General features: G+C 70.3%; 19 protein-coding genes. 8 read left to right on the top strand and 11 right to left on the bottom strand.

Going from position 1 to position 17272, the window contains the following annotated elements:
- Window positions 1-83 precede the first annotated feature (83 nt).
- Window positions 84-905, top strand: coding sequence for an aldo/keto reductase (locus ACIRSS_RS13590; protein WP_400894337.1), 822 nt, complete (start codon window positions 84-86; stop codon window positions 903-905).
- 538 nt (window positions 906-1443) lie between these two features.
- Here the strand turns inward: ACIRSS_RS13590 and ACIRSS_RS13585 are convergent.
- Window positions 1444-1941 (bottom strand): DUF3830 family protein, encoded by a 498-nt coding sequence (locus ACIRSS_RS13585; RefSeq protein ID WP_400894335.1) that lies wholly within the window; start codon window positions 1939-1941, stop codon window positions 1444-1446.
- Window positions 1942-1943: 2 nt separating this feature from the next.
- The gene (locus ACIRSS_RS13580; protein WP_400894333.1) at window positions 1944-3200 is read right to left on the bottom strand and encodes an aspartate aminotransferase family protein; all 1257 of its coding nucleotides are present in this window, start codon (window positions 3198-3200) and stop codon (window positions 1944-1946) included.
- Window positions 3201-3292: 92 nt separating this feature from the next.
- Between ACIRSS_RS13580 and ACIRSS_RS13575 the strand changes: the two genes are divergently transcribed.
- From ACIRSS_RS13575 to ACIRSS_RS13565, 3 genes are read left to right on the top strand one after another with little or no spacing between them, the layout of a single operon-like run.
- A complete protein-coding gene (locus ACIRSS_RS13575) occupies window positions 3293-4756 on the top strand; it encodes an NAD-dependent succinate-semialdehyde dehydrogenase (protein ID WP_400894331.1) in 1464 nt (487 codons plus the stop codon).
- Window positions 4753-5811, top strand: a complete 1059-nt coding sequence (locus ACIRSS_RS13570) for a tartrate dehydrogenase (protein ID WP_400894329.1) — start codon at window positions 4753-4755, stop codon at window positions 5809-5811. Before ACIRSS_RS13575 ends, ACIRSS_RS13570 begins: the two co-directional genes overlap by 4 nt.
- Window positions 5812-5871: 60 nt before the next feature.
- Window positions 5872-6336 carry a DUF4262 domain-containing protein gene (locus ACIRSS_RS13565; protein ID WP_400894327.1) on the top strand — a complete coding sequence of 155 codons (465 nt, stop codon included), beginning with the start codon at window positions 5872-5874 and terminating at the stop codon, window positions 6334-6336.
- A 181-nt stretch (window positions 6337-6517) separates the two neighbouring features.
- Here the strand turns inward: ACIRSS_RS13565 and ACIRSS_RS13560 are convergent, their stop codons facing one another.
- From ACIRSS_RS13560 to ACIRSS_RS13550, 3 genes are read right to left on the bottom strand one after another with little or no spacing between them, the layout of a single operon-like run.
- Entirely contained in the window at window positions 6518-7237 is a 720-nt protein-coding gene (locus ACIRSS_RS13560; protein ID WP_400894325.1) for a GntR family transcriptional regulator, read from the bottom strand.
- 1 nt (window position 7238) lies between these two features.
- A complete protein-coding gene (locus ACIRSS_RS13555) occupies window positions 7239-7985 on the bottom strand; it encodes a maleate cis-trans isomerase (protein ID WP_400894323.1) in 747 nt (248 codons plus the stop codon).
- Between the two features lie 59 nt (window positions 7986-8044).
- Complete coding sequence (locus tag ACIRSS_RS13550; protein WP_400894321.1) at window positions 8045-8785, bottom strand: Asp/Glu/hydantoin racemase; 741 nt, start codon at window positions 8783-8785, stop codon at window positions 8045-8047.
- A 104-nt stretch (window positions 8786-8889) separates the two neighbouring features.
- On the opposite strand from ACIRSS_RS13550, the gene ACIRSS_RS13545 reads away from it, so the two are divergent.
- From ACIRSS_RS13545 to ACIRSS_RS13535, 3 genes are read left to right on the top strand one after another with little or no spacing between them, the layout of a single operon-like run.
- Window positions 8890-9888 carry a D-2-hydroxyacid dehydrogenase gene (locus ACIRSS_RS13545; RefSeq protein WP_400894319.1) on the top strand — a complete coding sequence of 333 codons (999 nt, stop codon included), beginning with the start codon at window positions 8890-8892 and terminating at the stop codon, window positions 9886-9888.
- Window positions 9885-11267 carry an amidase gene (locus ACIRSS_RS13540; RefSeq protein ID WP_400894317.1) on the top strand — a complete coding sequence of 461 codons (1383 nt, stop codon included), beginning with the start codon at window positions 9885-9887 and terminating at the stop codon, window positions 11265-11267. Before ACIRSS_RS13545 ends, ACIRSS_RS13540 begins: the two co-directional genes overlap by 4 nt.
- A gap of 58 nt (window positions 11268-11325) precedes the next feature.
- The gene (locus ACIRSS_RS13535; RefSeq protein ID WP_400894315.1) at window positions 11326-11607 is read left to right on the top strand and encodes a hypothetical protein; all 282 of its coding nucleotides are present in this window, start codon (window positions 11326-11328) and stop codon (window positions 11605-11607) included.
- On the opposite strand, the gene ACIRSS_RS13530 is transcribed toward ACIRSS_RS13535, so the two are convergent.
- Window positions 11594-12817 carry an MFS transporter gene (locus tag ACIRSS_RS13530; protein ID WP_400894313.1) on the bottom strand — a complete coding sequence of 408 codons (1224 nt, stop codon included), beginning with the start codon at window positions 12815-12817 and terminating at the stop codon, window positions 11594-11596. The two genes, ACIRSS_RS13535 and ACIRSS_RS13530, sit on opposite strands and share 14 nt — an antisense overlap.
- Window positions 12818-12880: 63 nt before the next feature.
- Window positions 12881-13405, bottom strand: coding sequence for a helix-turn-helix domain-containing protein (locus ACIRSS_RS13525; protein WP_400894311.1), 525 nt, complete (start codon window positions 13403-13405; stop codon window positions 12881-12883).
- Between the two features lie 102 nt (window positions 13406-13507).
- Here ACIRSS_RS13525 and ACIRSS_RS13520 point away from each other — a divergent pair, with 102 nt between their 5' ends.
- Window positions 13508-14452, top strand: a complete 945-nt coding sequence (locus ACIRSS_RS13520; RefSeq protein ID WP_400894309.1) for an aldo/keto reductase — start codon at window positions 13508-13510, stop codon at window positions 14450-14452.
- Here the strand turns inward: ACIRSS_RS13520 and pqqB are convergent.
- The 4 genes from pqqB to pqqC are packed head-to-tail and all read right to left on the bottom strand — an operon-like array spanning window position 14449 to window position 17271.
- Window positions 14449-15267 carry a pyrroloquinoline quinone biosynthesis protein PqqB gene (pqqB, locus tag ACIRSS_RS13515; protein WP_400894307.1) on the bottom strand — a complete coding sequence of 273 codons (819 nt, stop codon included), beginning with the start codon at window positions 15265-15267 and terminating at the stop codon, window positions 14449-14451. The genes ACIRSS_RS13520 and pqqB overlap by 4 nt on opposite strands.
- Window positions 15264-16328, bottom strand: a complete 1065-nt coding sequence (pqqE, locus tag ACIRSS_RS13510; protein ID WP_400894305.1) for a pyrroloquinoline quinone biosynthesis protein PqqE — start codon at window positions 16326-16328, stop codon at window positions 15264-15266. Before pqqE ends, pqqB begins: the two co-directional genes overlap by 4 nt.
- Window positions 16319-16585, bottom strand: a complete 267-nt coding sequence (gene pqqD, locus ACIRSS_RS13505) for a pyrroloquinoline quinone biosynthesis peptide chaperone PqqD (RefSeq protein ID WP_400894303.1) — start codon at window positions 16583-16585, stop codon at window positions 16319-16321. The genes pqqE and pqqD overlap by 10 nt, the downstream gene beginning before the upstream one ends.
- Window positions 16582-17271: a pyrroloquinoline-quinone synthase PqqC gene (gene pqqC, locus ACIRSS_RS13500; protein ID WP_400894301.1), complete on the bottom strand. Its 690-nt coding sequence runs from the start codon at window positions 17269-17271 to the stop codon at window positions 16582-16584. The genes pqqD and pqqC overlap by 4 nt, the downstream gene beginning before the upstream one ends.
- Window position 17272 lies beyond the last annotated feature (1 nt).

Raw genomic sequence — 17272 nt, 5'->3', positions numbered from 1 at the left:
GCGTGACCACCCGGTTACTGAGCAGGATTTAGCTCAGACTAAATCTCTGGTGGGTGACTCCGTGCCGGGCGAAGCTTTCCGGCATGACATCGACGTACACCTTCGACGACGGCGTTTCCGTGCGGCGGCTGGGTTTCGGCGCCATGCGGCTCACCGAGTGGGACCACGTCCGGGACGGCGCCGCCGCGGTGGCGCGCCGCGCGGCCGAGCTCGGCGTGACGTTCTTCGACACCGCCGACGCCTATGACCTGGGACTGAACGAAGAGCTGCTGGCTGACGCGCTGCACCCGTACGAGGGACTGTTCATCGCGACGAAGTGCGGACACGCGCGTCCGAGCCGGGGCGAGTGGGTACCGCTCGGCCGGCCGGAGTACCTGCGGCAGCAGGCGGAACTCTCGCTGCGACGCCTGCGTGTCGAACGCCTCGACCTGCTGCAGTTGCACCGGCTCGACCCGCAGGTCCCGCTCGCCGACCAGATCGGCGCGCTCGCCCGGCTGCGAGACGAAGGCAAAGTCGCCCGGATCGGCTTGTCCGAGGTCACCGTCGCGCAACTGGCCGAAGCCCGGGCGATCGCGCCCATCGCGAGCGTGCAGAACCGCTACAACCTGACCGACCGCGCGTCCGAGGACGTCCTCGGCTACTGCGAGCGCGAAGGGATCGCGTTCGTCCCCTGGCTGCCGATCGCGCGCGGTGACCACGCGACGGCGGGTGGGGTGCTCGGAAAGGTCGCGGCCAGCCTCGGAGCGACCCCCGCTCAGGTGTCCCTCGCCTGGTTGCTGCGACGCTCGCCGGTCGTGATTCCCATTCCCGGCACGTCGTCGCTCGCGCACCTCGAGGAAAACTGCGGCGCGGCCGGAATCACGCTTTCCGACGACGATTTCGCGCGCCTGTCCGAGCTGGCGTGAAAACGGCCCGGCCGCGGTTTCCCGCGGCCGGGCGTCGTGTTCCGGTCAGTCTCAGACGAGCCAGCCGAGAACGTGCGCCAGGTGCGCCAGCGCGCCGGTGATGATGTCGTGGCAGTAGAGGGCGTGCTGGGCGAACGTCTGCATGGAACGGCTCCTTGTTGATTAGAAATGGTTTCCCTGGAGATGCTCTCGCGAGAGCGGAGTCAGGTTTTCACCGTGCTGGCGAGCTGTCAAAGAGCCGTTTTCGGGAGATTGTGCCGCCGCGGAATCTTCCCATTCTAAACACGTAATCCCTTCGTGTTTGACGCCGGGGTCCCCGTTTCGGCGGTCAGCCACTCTGGGTAGTAAGCGGACAGAACATCACTGTCGGTAATTCTGTCCTTGATCCGGCATCACGGGCACGTGAGTAGCTCGATCCGGTGATAACCGGCCACGAAAGGTGATCTCCCGATGATCACCCTTTCGGGTGGCCGCGGACAGCGAAAAGGGACGCCGGGTGCGGTCACCGCACCCGGCGTCCCCTTGGGAGGAAAGGAAATCAGGCTCGCGCGAACGAGAGCGTCTCGCCCTCGACACCCCGCAACCAGAGGTCCTGCGCGGCCGCCGCCATCTCGGCGAGGCCCTCCTCGATCGTGGCGAACACGTTGCCGGGCACCCAGCCCGCGTCGCCGTTGATCAGCAGGTTGTTGCGCCCGTAGAAGATCGCGAGGTCGGTCGCACCCTGGTCGCTGTGCGCCTCGCTCTCGTCGTCGTAGCCGTACGCGGGGTTGCCGATCTCCCAGGCCTCGAAGCCGAAGTACACGACGTCGCCGGGGATCGGCGTGATCGTCGGGTTCTCGCGGCCGGGCTTCGGCTCCGCGAAGGGTGGCACGAGCGTGTAGACCTCGTTGCGCGCGTACTTCGCGTGGTAGGCCGAGCCGCTCTGCGGCAACGCGTCCCACACCGCCTTGCACGTCCGCGGCGCTTCGTCGTCGAGCAGGCGGGCGCGGCAGGACACCCCGCGCTTGTCGAGGGTGATCGTGATGTACTGCGCCATGCTCAGCTCCCCGTCACGGACGCGACGACGTCGCCCCAGATGCGCAGCGCGTCGTCGACCTGCTCGGCGTTGACGACCAGCGGCGGCACCATGCGCACGACGTTCATGTACGGCCCGCAGGTGAGCAGCAGCAGGCCGTTCTTCGCCGCTGTCTGCTGCGCGGCCGCGGCCGTCGCGGCGTCCGGCTCGCCGTCCGCGGTCGTGAACTCCGAGCCGACCAGCAGCCCGAGCCCGCGCACCTCGCCGATCGCTGGCGTCTTGTCCGCGATGACGCGCGCGCCTTCGAGCAGCTGCCGTCCGCGCTCGGCGGCGTTCTCGACGAGGTTCTCCTGCTGGATGACCTCGAGCGTCGCGATCGCCGCCGCGCACGAGACGGCGTTGCCGCCGTACGTGCCGCCCTGCGAGCCCGGGTACGCCTTGGCCATCAGCTCCTGCGAAGCGGCGATGCCGGACAGCGGGAAGCCGCTGGCCAGGCCCTTCGCGATGAGCACGATGTCGGGGCGGACGTCGAAGTGGTCGTGTCCCCAGAACTTGCCGGTGCGACCGAAGCCGGTCTGGATCTCGTCGACGACGAGCAGGATGCCGTGCCGGTCCGCGCGCTCGCGCAGGCCCGCCATGAACTCCGTGTTCGCCGGGACGTACCCGCCCTCGCCGAGCACCGGCTCGACGAAGATCGCGGCGGTCTCGTTCGGGGCGCTGACCGTCTGGAACAGGAAGTCCAGCTCGCGCAGCGCGAACTTCGTCGCGGTCTGCTCGTCCCAGCCGTAGTGGTAGGCGTACGGGAACGGCGCGACGTGCACGCCGGCCATCAGCGGGCCGATGCCGGCGCTGAACCGCGTCCCGGACGTCGTCATCGACGCCGCCGCGACGGTCCGGCCGTGGAAGCCGCCCTGCATGACGATGACGTTCGGGCGCTTCGTCGCCTGCCGCGAAAGCCGCAACGCCGCTTCGACGGCTTCGCTGCCCGAGTTCGCGTAGAAGAGCGAGTCGAGCCCGCTCGGCAGGACGTCGCCGAGCCGCTTCGTCAGCTCGAGCAGCGGCTTGTGCATCACCGTCGTGTACTGCCCGTGGACGAGCTTGCCGATCTGCTCCTGCGCCGCGCGCACGACGTGCGGGTGGCAGTGCCCGGTGCTCGTGACGCCGATGCCGGCGGTGAAGTCGAGGTGGCGTTTGCCGTCGACGTCGTAGAGGTAAACCCCTTCACCGTGGTCGACCACGACGGGCGTTGCCTGCTTGAGCAGCGGAGATAGCTGGGCCATGGCAGCGTGCTCCTTGGTCGGTTGAGCGGGTTGTCGATTGTTGACAATATCCATAGCATGGCCCTCGGGACAACACGTGAGGAGCAGTCGGGATGAGCGCGAGCACCGAGTCCGGCGTCGTCGACGCGGTCGGCAAGGAACTGTTCATCGGCGGCAAGTGGGTCGCCGCCCAGTCCGGGAAGACGTTCCCCGTGGTCGACCCGGCCACGGGCAAGGAACTGTGCCAGGTCGCGGACGCGTCGCCGGCCGACGGCGTCGCCGCGCTGGACGCTGCCGTCGCCGCGCAGGTCGACTTCGCGAAGATGGCGCCCCGCGAGCGCGGCGAGATCCTGCGCCGGGCGTACGAGCTGTTGATGAAGCGCCAGGAGGAGCTCGCGCTGCTCATGACGCTCGAGATGGGCAAGCCGCTCGCCGAGTCGAAGGGCGAGATCGCCTACGCCGCCGAGTTCTTCCGCTGGTTCGCCGAGGAAGCTGTCCGCATCGACGGCGGTTACGCGACCGCCCCGAACGGTGTGGGCCGGTTCCTCATCACCAAGCAGCCGGTCGGCCCGACGCTGCTGATCACGCCGTGGAACTTCCCGATGGCGATGGGCACCCGCAAGATCGGCCCGGCGATCGCCGCGGGCTGCACGTCGGTGATCAAGCCCGCCGCGCAGACGCCGCTGTCGATGCTCGCGCTGGCCGGCATCCTCGCCGAGGCCGGACTGCCTGAGGGCGTGCTGAACGTGATCACGACCAGCGACTCCGGCGGCGTGATGGAACCGCTGATCCGCGACGGCCGCGCCCGCAAGCTTTCTTTCACCGGCTCCACCGGCGTCGGCCGGAAGCTCCTCGAACAGTGCGCGGACAAGATCCTGCGGACGTCGATGGAGCTGGGCGGCAACGCGCCGTTCCTGGTCTTCGACGACGCGGACATGGACGCGGCCATCGACGGCGCGATGCAGGCCAAGATGCGCAACATCGGCGAGGCGTGCACGGCGGCGAACCGGTTCTACGTGCAGCGCGGCGTCGTCGAGGAGTTCTCGCGGCGGCTGACCGAGCGCATGCAGGCGCTGCCGATGGGCCGCGGCACCGAGAAGGACGTCGTGGTCGGCCCGCTGATCGACGACAAGGCTGTCGACAAGGTGAAGGAGCTGGTCAAGGACGCCACCGATCGCGGCGCGAAGGTGCTCACCGGCGGCTCCGCGGTCGATGGGCCCGGTCACTTCTACCAGGCCACCGTGCTCACCGACGTCCCGCAGGAGGCGCGGCTGACGCACGAGGAGATCTTCGGACCGGTCGCCCCGATCACGCCGTTCGACACCGAGGAGGAAGCGATCGCGGAGGCCAACGACACGGAGTTCGGCCTCGTTTCCTACGTCTTCACCAGCGACCTCAAGCGCGCGCTGCGCGTGTCCGAAGCGCTGGAGGCCGGCATGATCGGGCTCAACCAGGGCATCGTGTCGAACCCGGCGGCGCCGTTCGGCGGGATCAAGCAGTCCGGGCTCGGCCGCGAGGGCGGCTCGGTCGGCATCGAGGAGTTCCTGGAGATCAAGTACATCGCGGTGGCCCTGTGACGGCCTACCGCATCGCGAGCATCCCCGGCGACGGCATCGGCGTGGACGTCACGGTCGAGGCCCGCAAGGTCCTCGACCGGGCTTCCGCTTTGTTCGATTTCTCGTTGGAGTGGACGGAGTTCGACTGGAGCTGCGAGCGGTACGCCCAGCTCGGGTCGATGATGCCGGACGACGGTGTCGCGCAGCTCTCGGAGTTCGACGGGATCCTGCTCGGCGCGGTCGGCTTCCCCGGCGTTCCGGACCACGTTTCGTTGTGGGGCTTGCTGATCCCGCTCCGGCGCGCGTTCCAGCAGTACGTCAACCTGCGCCCGGTGCGGCTGCTGCCGGGCACGACGTCGGTGCTGGCCGGGCGGAAGGCCGAGGAGCTGGAGCTGGTCATCGTCCGTGAGAACTCCGAAGGGGAGTACTCCGCGATCGGCGGCCGGCACAACGCCGGGCGGCCGGACGAGTTCGTGCTGCAGGAATCGGTGTTCACACGCGTCGGCGTCGAACGGATCATCCGGTACGCCTTCGAGCTGGCGCGGACGCGGTCTTCGCGCGTCTGCTCGGCGACGAAGTCCAACGGGCTCATCCACTCCATGCCGTTCTGGGACGAGATATTCGCCGAGGTCGCGGCGGAGTACCCGGATGTCCACAGTGAACAGATGCACGTGGATGCGTTGGCGGCGCGGATGGTCCAGGCGCCGGACCGGCTCGACGTCGTCGTGGCCTCGAACCTCTTCGGCGACATCCTGAGCGACCTCGCGGCCGCGATCACCGGCGGCCTCGGTATGGCGCCGTCCGGCAACATCAACCCATCGGGTGAATATCCGTCGATGTTCGAGGCGGTCCACGGGAGCGCTCCGGACATCGCCGGACAGGGGATCGCGAACCCCGTGGCGCAGATCCTGGCGACCGCGATGCTGGTCGAGCACCTGGGTGAAACCGTTGCTGCACAAGCGATCCGTGCTGCGGTGGACCGGGTGCTCGACGAGGGCCGGGTGCGCACCCCCGACCTCGGAGGCACGGATACCACAGAACGCCTCGGCACGGCGGTGGCCGAAGCGCTGGGCTGAGTTTTTGTCGGTGCCCTCCGGCACGGTGGTCGCACACCCACCGAGGGGGAGGAGCCACCGATGTGCTTTGCCTGCGAGAACCCGGACAGACCCGGTTACCTGCAACGGATTCGCGACGGCGTCGCCGAGCGCGGCTGGATGGTGCAGGGGATCGAGAGCAGTGGGTCGTACCCGCCATGGGCCTACACGATCGGCCTGAGCGGGTACGACCTGCCCGAGCTGGTCGTGACGGGCCTGCCGGTCAAGGCGGCCGGCAGGCTGCTCAACGACTCGGCCGCGCGTGTCCTGGACAGCTCGCCACCGGCCGCGGGTGAACGCGTCTCGCTGCCGGGCGGCACGCTGATCGAGGTGGTCGCGCTGGCGGAGCCGTCGGCGCACCTGGTGTTCGCGGCCGACTTGTACGGCCCGGAAATCCGGGCGCTGCAACTGGTCTACACGGATGCGTGCGGCCGCTGGCCGTGGTCCCCGGACTACCGTGACGGCCGCGGCGGCCAGCCGGTCTTGGGGGTGCGCCGTGCCCGCTAAGTGCCCGTGCGCCCCACCCCGGGGCTGTTTCCCGGAACCCGTGCCTGCCGTCCACGCGCGCGTGGACTCCGTCCGGGTACCCGAGCCGCCCATCCGGCTGCGCGTGTCGAAACTGCGGACACGCGCGGCGACTCTTCGATCACGCCTGTCCGCTGTCGGAGCCCGGCTGCCGGCGCTCCGGTCACGCGTTTCCCGGCACCGGCGGGGCGTGCCCGTCCCGCAGGCTCGTCCCCGGAGCCAGCCGCTGGACGGCGTCCTCCATGTGCGCCTCGAGGAGAGTCAGGGCCGTTTCTTCGTCCCCGTCGCGAAGCGCCTGGATGAGCTTCGTGTGCTCCTCCACGCGTTCCTCGACCCGCTGGTAGGTGCTCTGCAGCGCGGTGAGGCACATCCGCGTCTCGATGAGGAGCGTCCGGGCCATCCGGACGAGCCGCTTGCTGCCGGAGGCGTTGATGAGGGCCTCGTGGAACCTGAGGTCCGCGGTGGAGAGCGCGTTCGGGTCGTCTTCGCTCGCGGCGGTCGCCATCTCCGTGACGGTTTGCTCCAGGATATCGGCGATCCGGTCGCGTTCGCCGCCGCGCAGGGCGCGAAGCATGGCGGCGCGTTCGATCGCCGAGCGAGCTGCGTAGATGTCGTAGACGTCCCCGGGCTCGAGGTCGATCACGAACAGCCCGCGGTGCCGCTCGCTGCGCAGGAGCCCTTCCGAGACCAGGTGCTGCATTGCTTCCCGGAGTGGCCCCCGTGACACCTGGAACCGGGAGGCCAGCTCGGTTTCGCCGAGCTGGGTCCCGGGCGGGAGGGCGCCGGTCATGATCGCGTCGCGCAGCTGACGCGCGATCACCGCGGCCGTCGACTCGCGGCTGACCGGTTCGATCTCGGGCAGCATGCCCGGTGGCAGGGCCATGTCAGGCGCTCCCGTCCGGCAGGTGCCGGAAGAGCGCGCCGAGCGAGCGGACGAGCCGGTGCTGCCCGGTCAGGCGCAGGCCCTCCCACACCGTGACCTGGTTGGCGGTCAGCACGGGCTTCTTCAGCGCGGCTTCGATGGCGTTGATCTCGCCGAGGGTGCGCATGGCGGTGTCCGGCACGAGGACGGCGTCGGCGTCCGGGTGGTCGTGGCGCACGGCGAGCTCGACGACGGCTTCCGGTGGCATGGCGCCGACTTCGGCGGCGGTGAAGATGTCGGCGCTGGCCATCGCGACGACCTCGACACCGCCGGCCTTGAGGAAGTCCACGAACAGCCGGGCGATGTCGTCCGGGTAGCTGGCGGCGACGGCGACCCGCTTGACGTCCAGGGCGCGCGCGGCGTGCACGAACGCGAAGGAGGTGCTGGAGGCCGGAACCCCGGCGACGGCGGCGAGGCGGTCGGCCTGGTCGCGCGCGCCGTCCCAGCCGTAGACGAAGCTGCCGCTCGTGCAGGCCCAGATGACCGCGTCCGGCTCGTGCTTCTTGAGCTGAGCGGCACCGTCGGCGAGACGGCTCTCGCTGCCGAGGTCGAGCAGTTCGGCCACCGCGTGCTTGTCGGTGCCGTAGATGTGCTCGACCGCGAGCCGGATGTCGCCCTCGTCGGCGGCCGCGCCGCCGAGCAGCTGCTCGGCCAGCGGGTAGTCGTCTTCGGCCGCGTGGTCGGGGTAGATGAAACCGATGGTGGTCACGGAACCTCCGGAGGGACGCAAATTGTCGACAATCCTAGAGGGGTGGTCAAGGAACACCTTCACGACACGTCACGAAGCCACTTCCCGGGTCCGACGATGGGCAGGTTCATCCGGCGCAGGCACGCCCACATGGTCAGCTGGTTGGCCGTCAGGACCGGCTTGCCGAGCGCGGTCTCGAGCGGCTCGATCAGGTCGTACGTGGGGAGGTTCGTGCAGCTGATGAAGATCGCTTCGGCGTCGCCGTGGTCGGCGGCGAGGATGCGCTCGGCGATGGTGCGGTAGCTGACCTTCCAGATGCCGCCGCCCAGTCCGAGGTGGTCGCTGGCGACCGTCTCGACGTTCAGCTCGGCGAGGAAGTCGTGCAGCGCGCGGGTCAGGTCGGCGTCGTACGGCGTCAGCACCGAGACGCGGTGCAGGTCGAGCTGGTGCAGCACCTCGGCCAGCGCGCCCGAGGTGGTGACGGCGTCCGGCGCGCCGGCGTCGCAGATCGCCTTGGTCAGCGAGCGCTCGTAGTCGACGCCGTTGACGAAGCTGCCCGACGTGCAGAGGTAAGCGACGACCTCCGGCTCGACGTGCAGCACATCGCGGGTCGCGCTGGCGAGGTGGTGGCTGTCGCTGACCAGGCGGGCCATCTCCATGCTGACCGGCACCGGCTCGTACGGCGTCCGGGCGAGGTGGAGGGACACCTCCATCGGCACCCAGCGCCAGAGCTCGCGCTCCAGCGCCAAGTCGAAGGGCGCGATGACCCCGATGCCGCGTTGCGCCAGCGGGCCGTCGAACGCCAGGAAGTCGAAATCCAAGGCTCAGCCTCCGGAATACGTCTGCACTTGATGACACGTCCGGTGCTCCGGGGGTCGTTCCTCGGATTGTTGACAATCATACGAGCCGCTTTTACCGTGTCAACGTGATCGCCTCGGAAAACCAGGAAGCTCCGGTCCTGGCAGTGCTCTGTGGCGAGCACCGCCCACCGGACATGCGTGCTGTCGAATCCAGGGCGGTCGTGCGTTACACGGACGCGGCGGGCCTGCCCGAAGCGCTGTCCGGAGCCGACGCGCTCTTCGTCTACGACTTCCTCTCCACGGCTGTGCCGGGCGCGTGGTACGCGGCCGGCAGTCTGCGCTGGCTGCACATCGCGAGCGCGGGCGTCGACCCCGTGCTGTTCCCCGGACTGGTGGAGGGCGACGTCGTCCTGACCAACTCGCGCGGCGTCTTCGACGACGCCATCGCGGAGTATGTGCTGGGCGTCGTCTTGGCGTTCGCGAAGGACTTCGCGCGGTCGCACGACCTGCAGCGCGAGGGTCGCTGGCTGCACCGCGAGAGCGAGCGGATCGCCGGGCGCGAGGTGGTGGTCGTCGGCACCGGGCCGATCGGCCGGGCCATCGCGCGGCTGCTGCGCGCTGTCGGCATGCGGGTGCGCGGCGCCGGGCGTAGCGAACGGACGGGTGATCCGGACTTCGGCGTCGTGCACGAGTCCTCGCGGCTCGCGGAGTTCCTGCCGCATGCCGACTACGTCGTCGCCGTCGCGCCGCTGACCGAGCACACCAAGGGCATGTTCGACGCGCGCGCGTTCGCCGCGATGAAGCCGTCGGCGCGGTTCGTGAACGTGGGCCGGGGCGAGCTGGTCGTCACGTCCGACCTGGTCGCGGCGCTCGAAAGCAAGGCCATCGCCGGCGCCGCGCTCGACGTGTTCGACACCGAGCCGCTGCCGCCGGACAGTCCGCTGTGGAGCATGCCGGACGTGCTCGTCTCGCCGCACATGTCCGGCGACTTCATCGGCTGGCGGAACACGCTCGTCGAGGTCTTCACCGAGAACTTCCGCCGCTGGCTGGCTGGGGAGCCGCTGCGCAATGTCGTCGACAAGACGCTCGGCTACGTGCCGTCGGGGAACCAGGGAGCCGGATGAACGACAGGATGCTGACCGCCAGCGAGCTCGTCGCCGCCTACGCGACCGGTGAGCTGTCACCGGTGGAGGCGACGCAGAACGCGCTGCAGGCCATCGAAGCACGCGACGGCGAGTGCAACGCGTACTGCCTCGTCGACGCCGACCGCGCGCTGGAGCAGGCCAAGGCGTCGGAGGTCCGCTGGCGGGACGGCAACCCGATCGGCTGGCTCGACGGTGTGCCGTCCTCGATCAAGGACATGTTCCTCACGCAGGGGTGGCCGACCGTCCGGGGCTCGAAGAGCATCGACCCGGACCAGCCGTGGGACGTCGACAGTCCCGTCGCCGCGCGGATGCGCGAGGCTGGGCTCGTCTTACTCGGTAAGACGACCACGCCCGAGATCGCGTGGAAGGGCGTCACCGACAGCCCACTGTGCGGCATCACGCGCAACCCCGCCGACCCGTCCAAGACGTCGGGCGGGTCGAGCGGCGGCAGCGCCGCGGCCGTCGCGGCGGGGATGGGCGAACTGTCCGTCGGCACCGACGGCGGTGGCTCGGTGCGGATCCCGGCGTCGTTCTGCGGGATCGTCGGCCTGAAGCCGACGCACGGCCGCATCCCGCTCTTCCCGGCGAGCCCGTTCGGCCCGCTCTCGCACGCCGGCCCGATGGCGCGCTCGGTGGACGACACCGCGCTGCTGCTGGACGTCCTGTCGCTGCCCGACCATCGCGACCCGGCCGCGCTGGCGCCGCCCGTGGCGTCGTTCCGCGAGGCCGTCCGGCGGGACGTGCGCGGCCTGATCGCGGCGTTCTCGCCGACGCTCGGGTACGTCGACGTCGACCCGGAGGTGGCCGAGGTCGTCGCGGCGGCGGTGCGCGCGCTGGGCGACGCGGGCCTGCACATCGAGGAGACCGACCCGGGGTTCGCCGACCCGAAGCCGGCGTTCGACATCCTGTGGTCGTCGGGCGCGGCGAAGCTGCTCGGCACGTTCCCGCCGGGTTCGGAGGAGCGGACGGACCCGGGCCTGCGCAAGGTCTGGGAGCTCGGCGAGAAGTGGAGCGCGAGCGACTACCTCGACGCGACCGCCGAGCGCGCCGCGTTGGGCATCCTGATGGGCGAGTTCCACACGCGCTACGACGTGCTGATCACGCCGACCGTCCCGATCCCGGCGTTCGAAGCGGGGCACGACGTGCCGCCGGGCAGCGGGTTGAGCGAGTGGCCGGAGTGGACGCCGTTCACGTACCCGTTCAACATGACCCAGCAGCCGGCGATCAGCGTCCCGGCCGGCACCACGTCTTCGGGCCTGCCGGTGGGGCTGCAGATCATCGGGCCGCGGCATTCGGACGACCTCGTGCTCGCGGTGGCGAAGCTCCTGGAGGAAGTCCGGCCCTGGGCACCGGCCTGACCACACGTGAGGGTGAAACCCGCGCCGGGGCGGCGAAGGCTGTGCCACTGTCGGCCGGGTGAACGCTGAAGGCTGGCGGTACGAGCGCGCCATTCCGACCGTCGACCCCGCGGGTGAGCCGACCCGGGTGGTGGTCGGCCTGATCGAGCAGGGCGGCCGGCTGACGGCGGCCCTTCGGGTGGACGACGGCAAACCGGCGCTGGTCCCCCTGGAGATGGGCGGCGAGCTGCTGAAGGTGCTGCGGGAGACGCTGGAGAACTGGTGGCGCCTGGACGGCCACCGCGACCGGACGCCGGAACCCCGCTCGGGCCGTCAGACCGGCTCGGTCACGCCGGGCTGACCGGTGCGCGGCGGACCAGCCCGCGGATCTGCGGGTTGACCAGGACGATCGCCGTCGTGATGACAATCAGGGCCGCGGCGCCCAGCAGTGTCGCCGAACGTCCGGCGTGCTCGACCAGGGGACCCGCGGTGATCTGGCCGAGCGGCATCGCGATGAACGAGCCCAGCATGTCGTAGGAGTAGACGCGGGCGAGCTTCTCCGGCGGCACGTTTTCCTGCAGCGAGACGTCCCACGCGACCGCGAACTGCTCGATCGCGACGCCCGCGAGGAACATCGCGAACAGCAGCGGCAGCAGGTACGGCGTCTGGCCGAGCGCGAGCATCGGCAGGGCGTCGACCATCACCAGCGCGACGCCGATCAGCAGCATCCGCCGGGGTTGCCAGCGCGCCGCGACGACGCCGCCGAGGAGCGACCCGGCTGTCTGCACCGCCAGCGCGAGACCCCAGCCGGTGCGGCCGAACGTGTCGTCGGCGACCAGCGGGCCGACCACCCGCAGCGCGCCCGCGTTGACCGCGTTGACGATCATGAACTGCAACACCACCATCCACACCCAGGACCGGGCGCGGAACTCCCGCCAGCCCTCGGCGAGCTCGGCGAGCGGGCGGCTGCCCGGGATCCGTTCGCCGCTCGGCAGGCGGATGCGCCGGTAGGCGACGGCGGCCGCGAGGAACAGGACCGCGTTCCCGGCGAGCGCCCACCCCGAACCGGCGAACGCGACGAGGACCCCGGCCAGACCCGCGCCGGCGATGCGGCCGGTGTTGGACAGCAGCCGGACCAGCGCGTTCGCCTGGGCGAGCAGCGGCGCGGGCACCGTCAACGGCGTGAGCGACGCGGCCGCGGGCAGCGAGATCGCCGAGACGGCTCCGTTGACCAGGCTGAGCCCGACCAGCAGCGGGATCGAAGCGAATCCACAGAGGACGCTCGCTGCGATGGCAGCCTGCGTGAGCGCGGCGGCGGTCTCGGTGCCCTGCAGGATCACCGACCGCGGCAACCGGTCGGCAAGCATCCCGCCGAAGAGCACGAGCAGTACGTTGGCGATCGACCGCGCCCCGACGACGATCCCGAGGTCCACGGCCGATCCGGTCAGGTCGACGACGGCGAAGGCCAGCGCGAAGGGTGCGACGGCGTTGGCGAAGTCGGCGAACGTCCGTCCTGTGACGAGCGCGCGGAACCGAGGTTCGCGAAGCGGGGCGAAGAGCGGGGAAGTCATGGCAGCGGCTCCGGCGAGGTGGGGACGATCGAGACGTGAGCTAGGCGGGCGGCACCCGCGCGGTCATGGAGACTCGGACTGGTCCGGCTCGGCCAGTTCGAACAGCGCCACGCTCGCGCTGACCCGGACCGTTCCCGGGGTCCGTGGTGGCTGGGCCGCCGCGTGGAGTTCCTGGCTCAGCTCCGATGCCCGTTTCAGCAGGCGCGCCCAGACGGCCGGGTCCACCCACAGCTCCGCGTCCGTCAACGATGCTCGCCGGTCGGGTGCCCGTGACTCGGCCCGGCGCAGCAGCTCGGACGCGACAGCCTTGGTCAGCAGCTGCTGCTCGGCCGGTGAGCGGGTGGTCAAGCGGCGGCCCGACGCCGGGTCGTGGCGGTAGCGCTTCGCACGGCCGCCGCGGATGGTCACCTCTTCCGCGACGTCCAGCAGGCCCGCGTCGTGCAGGCGGCGCATGTGGTAGCTGATGTTCGCCTGCGTGTCGCCCAGCTCGCGCGCCGCTTCGGCCGCGCTCAGGGCCGTTCCCGTCAGGAGCGACAGGATCCGCATGCGCATCGGGTGCGCCAGCACGCGCAGGTTGTCGTGGGGCATGACGCCAGTCTGGCACGACTGTCAAAGAGTTATTTGGGGGTCTCGTTGGCCGGGAAGATTGCCCCAGTCGTCCGACGTCTGTGCTGTGCTGGACGTATGCGCATGACGATCTTGGGCCGCAGCGGCCTGGAAGTGTCGAAGATCGCCTTCGGCACCTGGCAGCTCGGCGGCGACTGGGGCGCGTTCGACGAGGACACCGCGATCGCGGCCATCCACCACGCCCGCGACCTCGGCGTGAACTTCTTCGACACCGCGCAGGCCTACGGCCGCGGCCGGTCCGAGGTGCTGCTCGGACGTGCGCTCAAGAACCAGCGGGACGTCGTCATCGCCACCAAGGGCGGTATCAACCCGCGCGCGGAACGGCCGCGCGACTCCCGCCGCGTGTGGCTCACCCAGGGGCTCGACCAGAGCCTGCGCAACCTGGACGTCGACCACATCGACCTCTACCAGGTGCACTGGCCCGACCCGGACACGCCGGCCGCGGACGTCGCCGGACTGCTGCAGGAGTTCGTCGACGCCGGGAAGGTCCGGCACATCGGTGTCTCGAACTACAGCGCGGAACAGCTGGCGGACCTCGGCGTGGCCGAGACGCTGCAGCCGCCGTACCACCTGTTCCGCCGCGGCATCGAGACCGATCCGCTGCCTTACGCCCGCGCGGAAAACATTGGCGTCTTCGTATACAGCCCGCTCGGCAGCGGCCTGCTCACCGGCGCGCTCACACCGGACACGACGTTCGAACCCGCCGACTGGCGCTCGAAGTCCAGCGCGTTCCAGGGCGACAACCTGCGCCGCAATCTCAAGATCGTCGACAACCTTACGGCGTACGCCGCGCAGAGGGGTCTCGAAGTCGGCCAACTCGCCATCGCCTGGACGCTCGCCCGGCCCGGCGTGCACGCGGCCATCGTCGGCGCGCGGCAGCCGAAGCACATCGAAGCGAGTATCGCCGCCGCCGACGTCGAGCTGACGTCGGATGACTTGGCCGAGATCGACCGGATCACCGCCGACGCCGTCCAGGTCGCCGGCGCCGCACCCGAGGGCATCGCCTAGAGCACGTAGGTGGTGCCGTCCGGCGGGAGCAGAGCGCCGGCGGCCCGGACGGTGGCATGCTCGGGCGACGCCGGGTCCAACACCGGGTTCGTGTTGTTGAGGTGCGTGAACGCCCAGCGCCGCCCGGCGATCCGGGGCAGGCTCGCGGTGATCGGCAGGTGTCCCATCGCGAGCTGGTCCGGTCCGCCGACTCCCGCCATCTCGTCCGGCGCGTAGAAGGTTCCGTCGAGCAGGACCAGCGACGCACCGTCCACAAAGGAATCGAACCCGGCAGGCCAGCTCTTCAGGCACGGCGCGTAGACCAGCACGCCGCCGGTCGCGAGGTCCGAGATCCGGTACGCGACCACCCACGGGCCCTCGCCGGCAGCCGCGTACTTCGGTTTCTTGTCGCTCACCGGCAGCACGTCGACGCGCAGGCCGGGGACGTCCCTGAGAGACGTCCAGCCGCCATAGCCGTCGACGATCTCGCGGAACGGAGACAGCGCGCGCAGCACGGCGTCGGGTGCCCACACCGGAAGTCCGCCGGACTCGCGCAGCATCAGCAACCCCAGCGTGTGGTCGAGTTCGGCGTCGGTGAGCAGCAACCCACGCAGCGGGATCTCCCGCGGTCCCGGCCCGGCCCGCAGCTCCGGCGTTCCGAGGATCTGGGCGCGAATGTCCGGCGAACAGTTGAGCAGGTACCAGCCGGCGCCGTCCGCGCTGATCGCGACGCAGTCCTGCGAGCGCGGAGGCAGTCCGGACGTGCAGAGGCGGCACGCGCAGTTCCACTGTGGACAGCCGCCACCCGCCGCCGTGCCGAGCAGGATCACCTTCACCGGCGCATGACCAGGTCGGAGGCCGGAGGCCGGGACAGCGCGAGGTCGACCAGCGAACGCTGCGGAGACCGTGAGCAGACCGGGTCGGTCGCCGCCGCGTCGCCGGTGAGCAGGAACGCTTGGCAGCGGCAGCCGCCGAAGTCCAGTTCGCGACGGTCGCACGTCCGGCACGGTTCGGACATCCAGTCCTCGCCGCGGTAGGCGTTGAACGACTCGGACCGGTACCAGATCTCGGCCAACGGCGTGTCCCGCACGGAGGAGAGCCGCAGCGTCGAGATCGCCGACGCCGCCGGGCACGGCAGCACCGTCCCGTCCGGCGCGATCGTCAGCTGCCGCGCGCCCCACCCGTACATGCACGGCTTCGGGTACGGCTCGTAGTAGTCGGCGACGACGTAGACGATCTCCATCGTGCCCCGCAAACGCGAAACCGCCTCGCGCACGATCGGTTCCGCTTCGGCGAGCTGCTCGGGCGTCGGCATCAGCGCCGCGCGGTTGCGCAGCGCCCAGCCGTAGTACTGCGTGTTCGCCAGTTCGAGACGGTCCGCGCCCATCCGCTCGGCCAGTTCGATGATCCCGGCCAGCTGGTCGTGGTTGCGCCGGTGCAGCACCACGTTCAGCGACAGCGGTAGCCCGGCCTCCTTCACCAAGGCGGCCGCGTTGAGTTTGTGGTCGAACGCCCGCGCGCCGGCCAGCTGGTCGGACCGCTCCCGCGTCGCGCCCTGCGCTGACAGCTGGACGTGCGCCAGTCCGCGCGAGACGAGGTCGTCGAGCCGGGCGGCGGTGAGCCCGAGCCCGGAGGTGACGAGGTTGACGTAGCACCCGAGCGAACTCGCGTGTGCCACCAGCTCGGGCAGGTCCGGCCGGGCCAGTGGCTCGCCGCCGGACATGTGGACTTGCAGCACGCCCAGTTCACGCGCTTGCGAGAGCACCGAAATCCAGTCTGCGGTGGACAGTTCGGCGTCGCGCGAAACGAGCTCCAGCGGGTTCGAGCAATAAGGACAGTGCAGCGGGCAGCGGTGGGTCAGCTCGGCCAGCAGCCCGAGCGGCGGTTTCACGTCCACGCGACGACCCGCCGTTCGCCCAGCCGGGTCAGCACGTCGAGGACGTCCTGCTCCCGGACGCCGGTGAAGCGGGCGCCCAACGCGGAGGCGATTTCCGTGACGGTCCGGGCGCCGTCGCAGAGTTCGAGCACAGCCGCCGCGGTCGTGTTCGGGACCAGCACGCCTTCCGGGAACAGCAGCACGTGCGTCTCCCGGACGTGGTCGAACGACAATCGGACACCGCGCCGGAGCTGCGGGACCGAACCCACGGTGATCACCGGGCCGCCCGCTCGATCGCGTCGAGCATCGACCACAGGACGTCGCACTTGAACGACAGCGCGGCGATCGCGCGGTCCTGCTGCTCGCGCGTGACGCAGTGGCGGACCACGATGTCGAGCGTGTCCTTGCCCTCGCCGGAGACCTTGTCGATGCGGTTGGTGAAGTACGCGAGGTCCTCGCGCGCGATCCACGAGTAGTGCGCGAGCATGTCCGCGACGCGCTGCTGCATCAGGTGCCCGGCGAACATCTCGGTGAGTCCGGACGCGACGGCCTCCCACCACGGCTTGGTCCGCGCGAAGGTCACGTAGGCGTCGACGGCGAACCGGACCCCGGGAGCGACGTGCCGCTCGTCGAGGACTTCGTCCCGGTCCAGGCCGACGGCCTCGCACAGCCGCAGCCAACGCTCGATCCCGCCGGCACCGGCGTGCGGGCCGTCGTGGTAGACGATCCGGTCGAGCCACTGGCGCCGGATCTCCGGCAGCGGGCAGTTGCTGATGATCGCCGCGTCCTTCTGCGGCAGCTGGCACTGGTAGTACCAGCGGTTCGCCGCCCAGATCCGCAGCCCGTGCGCGTCGAGCTCGCCCGCGTGCAGCCGGTGGTGGAACGGGTGCGCGCCCCAGTAGCGGTCGGAAAGGCCGCGCAGGGCCGCGATGAATGCGCTTTCCGCGAGCGGCTCGACGGGCATC

Source organism: Amycolatopsis sp. NPDC101161, from assembly GCF_044768185.1.
In the GTDB taxonomy this organism is placed as follows: domain Bacteria; phylum Actinomycetota; class Actinomycetes; order Mycobacteriales; family Pseudonocardiaceae; genus Amycolatopsis.
This window is presented reverse-complemented; position numbering and strand designations above follow the sequence as displayed.